This window comes from Myxococcus sp. CA056, assembly GCF_013336715.1.
Taxonomy (GTDB): domain Bacteria; phylum Myxococcota; class Myxococcia; order Myxococcales; family Myxococcaceae; genus Myxococcus; species Myxococcus llanfairpwllgwyngyllgogerychwyrndrobwllllantysiliogogogochensis.
This window is the reverse complement of sequence record NZ_JABUMT010000005.1, coordinates 654969-658787: the sequence shown is the minus strand read 5'-3', so window position 1 is coordinate 658787 and position 3819 is coordinate 654969. Positions and strand designations below refer to the sequence as shown.

Annotated in this window: 1 protein-coding gene; it reads right to left on the bottom strand. The window is 69.4% G+C overall.

Annotated elements, in window-relative coordinates:
• The coding region (locus HUA76_RS24705) for a non-ribosomal peptide synthetase (RefSeq protein ID WP_174462250.1) at window positions 1-3819 on the bottom strand (3819 nt) is incomplete at both ends.

The window sequence follows — 3819 nt, the reverse complement described above, 5'->3', positions numbered from 1 at the left end:
CGGGACGTCCCTGGTAGCCACGTGCCAGGCCCGGGCCTCCGATGAACAGCTCGCCGGGCACGCCCACCGGGACGGGCCGCAGCGAGGCGTCGAGGACGTAGACCTGGGTGTTCGGAATGGGGCGGCCAATGGGGATGGAGTCGCCCAGGGGCATGCCCGGTGACAGCACCTGCAGCGTCGTCACCACGGTGGCCTCCGTGGGGCCGTATACGTTGGTGAGCGAGAGCCCTCGAGCCAGCCGCTCGCGAGCCGTGGGGACGGGCAGTACGTCGCCTCCCACCCACAGCCGGGGCAGTCGGGACAGGGCCTCCGGTTCATGCCGCTGCATGACGTCGAAGAGGGCGCTGGCGAGCTGCGCGGTGGTGACGTGGTGCTCGTCGATGACGCGGGCCAGCTCCGTCACCTCTGGCGTCCCCGGCGGATACACGGCGAGCCGCGCTCCCGAAAGCAGCGCGCTCCAGATCTCCTGCGCTGAAGGGTCGAACGTCAGCGGAATCACCTGGAGGATGACCTCGCCAGGCTCACGAGACGCGAAGCCCGCGCCGAAGATGAGTCGCAGCACGCCCCGATGGGTGATGGCCACGCCCTTGGGTGTGCCGGTGGAGCCTGACGTGTACGTGACGTACGCGAGGTTGTCCGAGCAGAGCGGTACGGAGAGCGGATCCGAGGACCGACTCGCGATGAGGGGAGAGTCGGTGTCGAGCACCACCACGGGCCAGGGCCCGGAGGGAATCACGCCCTGGACCGCGCTCACGGTGAGGACACCTGCGACGCTGGAGTCCTCGAGCATGAAGGCGATGCGCCGCGACGGATGGCTCGAATCGAGCGGGACGTAGCAGCCGCCGGCCTTGAGGATGCCGAGCAGCGCCACGTAGAGCTCCAGGCTCCGCGGAATGCACACGGCGAGGCGCGGCTCCTGCCCCAAGCCCAGGGACAGCAAGTGTCGAGCGAGCTGGTTCGAGCGCGCGTCGAGTTCCGCGTACGTGAGGTGCTGGCCCTCGAACTGAATGGCGATGGCCTCGGGCGTGCGCCGGACCTGCTCGGAGAACAGCAGGGGCAGGGTGGCCTCGGACGGGTAGTCCGCGCGGGTGTCATTCCACTCGACGAGGACTCGCTGGCGTTCGGCCTCCGTCATCAGCGAGAGGGCGGAGAGCGGCGCGTCCGCTTCGGCGACGGCCGCTTCCAGCAGGCGCAGCAGGTGCGCCACGAAGCGCTCGGCGGTGGAGCGCTCGAACAGCTCCGTGTTGAAGGACAGGATTCCGCTGTAGCCCTCCGTCGTTCGGGTCAGGGCCAGCTCCAGCTCGAAGCGACTGGCGGTGTGTTCCACGTCCACGCTTCGCAGCGTCAGATCCGGCAGTGCCATCTCCGCGGTCGGCATGTTCTGGAGGGCGAAGAGGGCCTGGAACAGCGGAGTGCGGCTCAAGTCACGCCTCGGCTGAAGCTCCTCCACCAGCCGCTCGAAGGGGATGTCCTGGTGCTCGTAGGCCCCGAGCGTCATGTCGCGGACCTGGGCCAGCAGGCCCCGGAACGAGAGGTCCGGAGCGAAGCGGGCGCGCAGCACCAGCGTGTTGACGAAGAAGCCGATGAGGCCCTCCGTCCGGGCATGGTGGCGACCCGCGATGGGCGAGCCGATGAGGATGTCGTCCTGCCCCGAGTACCGGTGCAGCAAGGTCTGGAAGCCGGCCAGCAACAGCATGAAGGGCGTGACGCGCTCACGTTGAGCGAGGGCCTCCAGTGCGTTGCTGAGCGCGGGTGACAGGCTCAGGGGGATGCTTGCGCCCTGGTGCGAGAGCACCGCCGGGCGAGGCTTGTCGGTGAGCAGGTCCAGCATGCCCGGGGCACCCGAGAGCCGGCCCTTCCACCAGTCGAGCTGCGTCTGGAGCGTCTCACCCTGGAGCCAGTCGCGCTGCCAGAGGGAGTAGTCCGCGTACTGAATCGGCAGCTCCGGCAGGGGCGACGGAAGGCCCTGGCGGAAAGCCTCGTAAAGCTGGACCAGTTCGCGCACCAGCACCGTCTGGGACCAGCCGTCGGAGATGGTGTGGTGCATGCACAAGAGCAGCACGCGCTCGTTCGGTTCCAGCACCAGCAACGTGGTGCGCATGAGGGGACCCGAGGCGAGGTCGAACGGACGGCTCGCGTCCTCCATCGCGAGCCGCGTCGTCTCTTCCGCTCGCTGCTCGGCGGACCGGCCCGAGAGGTCCACCACCCGGAGGTTTCCGGGCAGGGCGGGGTGGATGACCTGATGAGGCTCGCCTTCCACCACGCGGAACGTCGTGCGCAGGGACTCGTGGCGGCGCACCAGTTCGTCCACGGCCTGCTGGAACGCGGTGTGCTCCAGACGTCCGGACAGGCGCAGCGCCACGGGCATGTTGTAGAGCGCCATGCCCGGCTGGAGCTGATCCAGGAACCACAGACGCTGCTGCGCGAAGGAGAGCGGGAGTCGTCCCGTGCGGTCCACGCGAACCAGGGGCGGTTGCTCCCCGCTCGGGCTCGTGCCCTGGGATCGGGCATCCAGACGCGCCGCGAGCGCGGCCACGGTGGGTGCCTCGAACAGCGTGCGCAGGGGCAGCTCCATGCCCAGCGCGCCCCGGACGCGGACGACCACCTGCGTGGCGAGCAGCGAGTGGCCGCCCATCTCGAAGAAGCCGTCGTGAATCCCGATGCGCTCGATGCCGAGCACCTGCGCGAAGAGCGTGGCGAGTGTTTCCTCCAGCGGTGTCCGGGGCGCCACGTACCTGCCGGGCTGCGCGACGGGCGCCTCAGGAGCGGGCAGGGCCTTTCGGTCCACCTTGCCGCTCGGAGACAGCGGCAGCACGCCCAGGTGCGTGAAGGCCGACGGCACCATGTACTCGGGCAGGCGCGGCTGGAGATGGGTCTTCAGCAGTTCCGCCGTCAACGGCTCCGCGTCTCCCGTGACGTAGGCGACGAGGCGCTGGTCGCCGGGGACGTCCTCCCGGACGAGGACGACGGCGTCGCGGACGGAGGGGTGAGAGAGAAGGGCGGCTTCGATGTCACCGAGCTCGATGCGGAAGCCGCGCAGCTTGACCTGGAAGTCGGAGCGGCCGAGGTACTCGAGGGTGCCGTCGGGCAGCCAGCGAGCGACGTCGCCGGTGCGGTAGAGGCGAGCCTCGGGCGCGTCGGAGAACGCATCGGGGATGAAGCGCTCGGCGGTGAGCTGGGGCTTGCGCCAGTAGCCGAGGCCGACCTGGACGCCGCCGATGAAGAGCTCACCAGGGACGCCGATGGGAGTGGGCTGGCCGAGGGAGTCGAGGACGTAGAGGCGGGTGTTGGCGACGGGCCTGCCGATGGGGACGGAGGAGCGGGAGGAGCCGCGAGCGCAGTGGAAGAAGGAGACGTCGACGGCGGCCTCGGTGGGGCCGTAGAGGTTGTGGACTTCCGCGGAGGCGGGCAGGCGCGAGTGGGCGCGAGCCACCAACTCCGAGGAGAGAGCCTCACCACTGCACACGACGCGGCGCAGTCCCGAGAGCTTCTCGAGTCCCGGCTCCTCCAGGAAGGCGCGGAGCATGGAGGGGACGAAGTGCAGGGTGGAGATGCGCTGCTCGGAGATGAGGCGGACGAGGTAGGCAGGGTCCTGGTGTCCGCCCGGCTTCGCGAGGACGAGGCGAGCACCCGTCATGAGGGGCCAGAAGAACTCCCAGACGGAGACGTCGAAGGAGAAGGGAGTCTTCTGCAGGACGGAGTCGTCGGGAGACAGGCCGTACTGCTGCTGCATCCACAGGAGGCGGTTGACGATGCCGGAGTGGGCATTCATGGCGCCCTTGGGGCGGCCGGTGGAGCCCGAGGTGAAGATGACGTAGG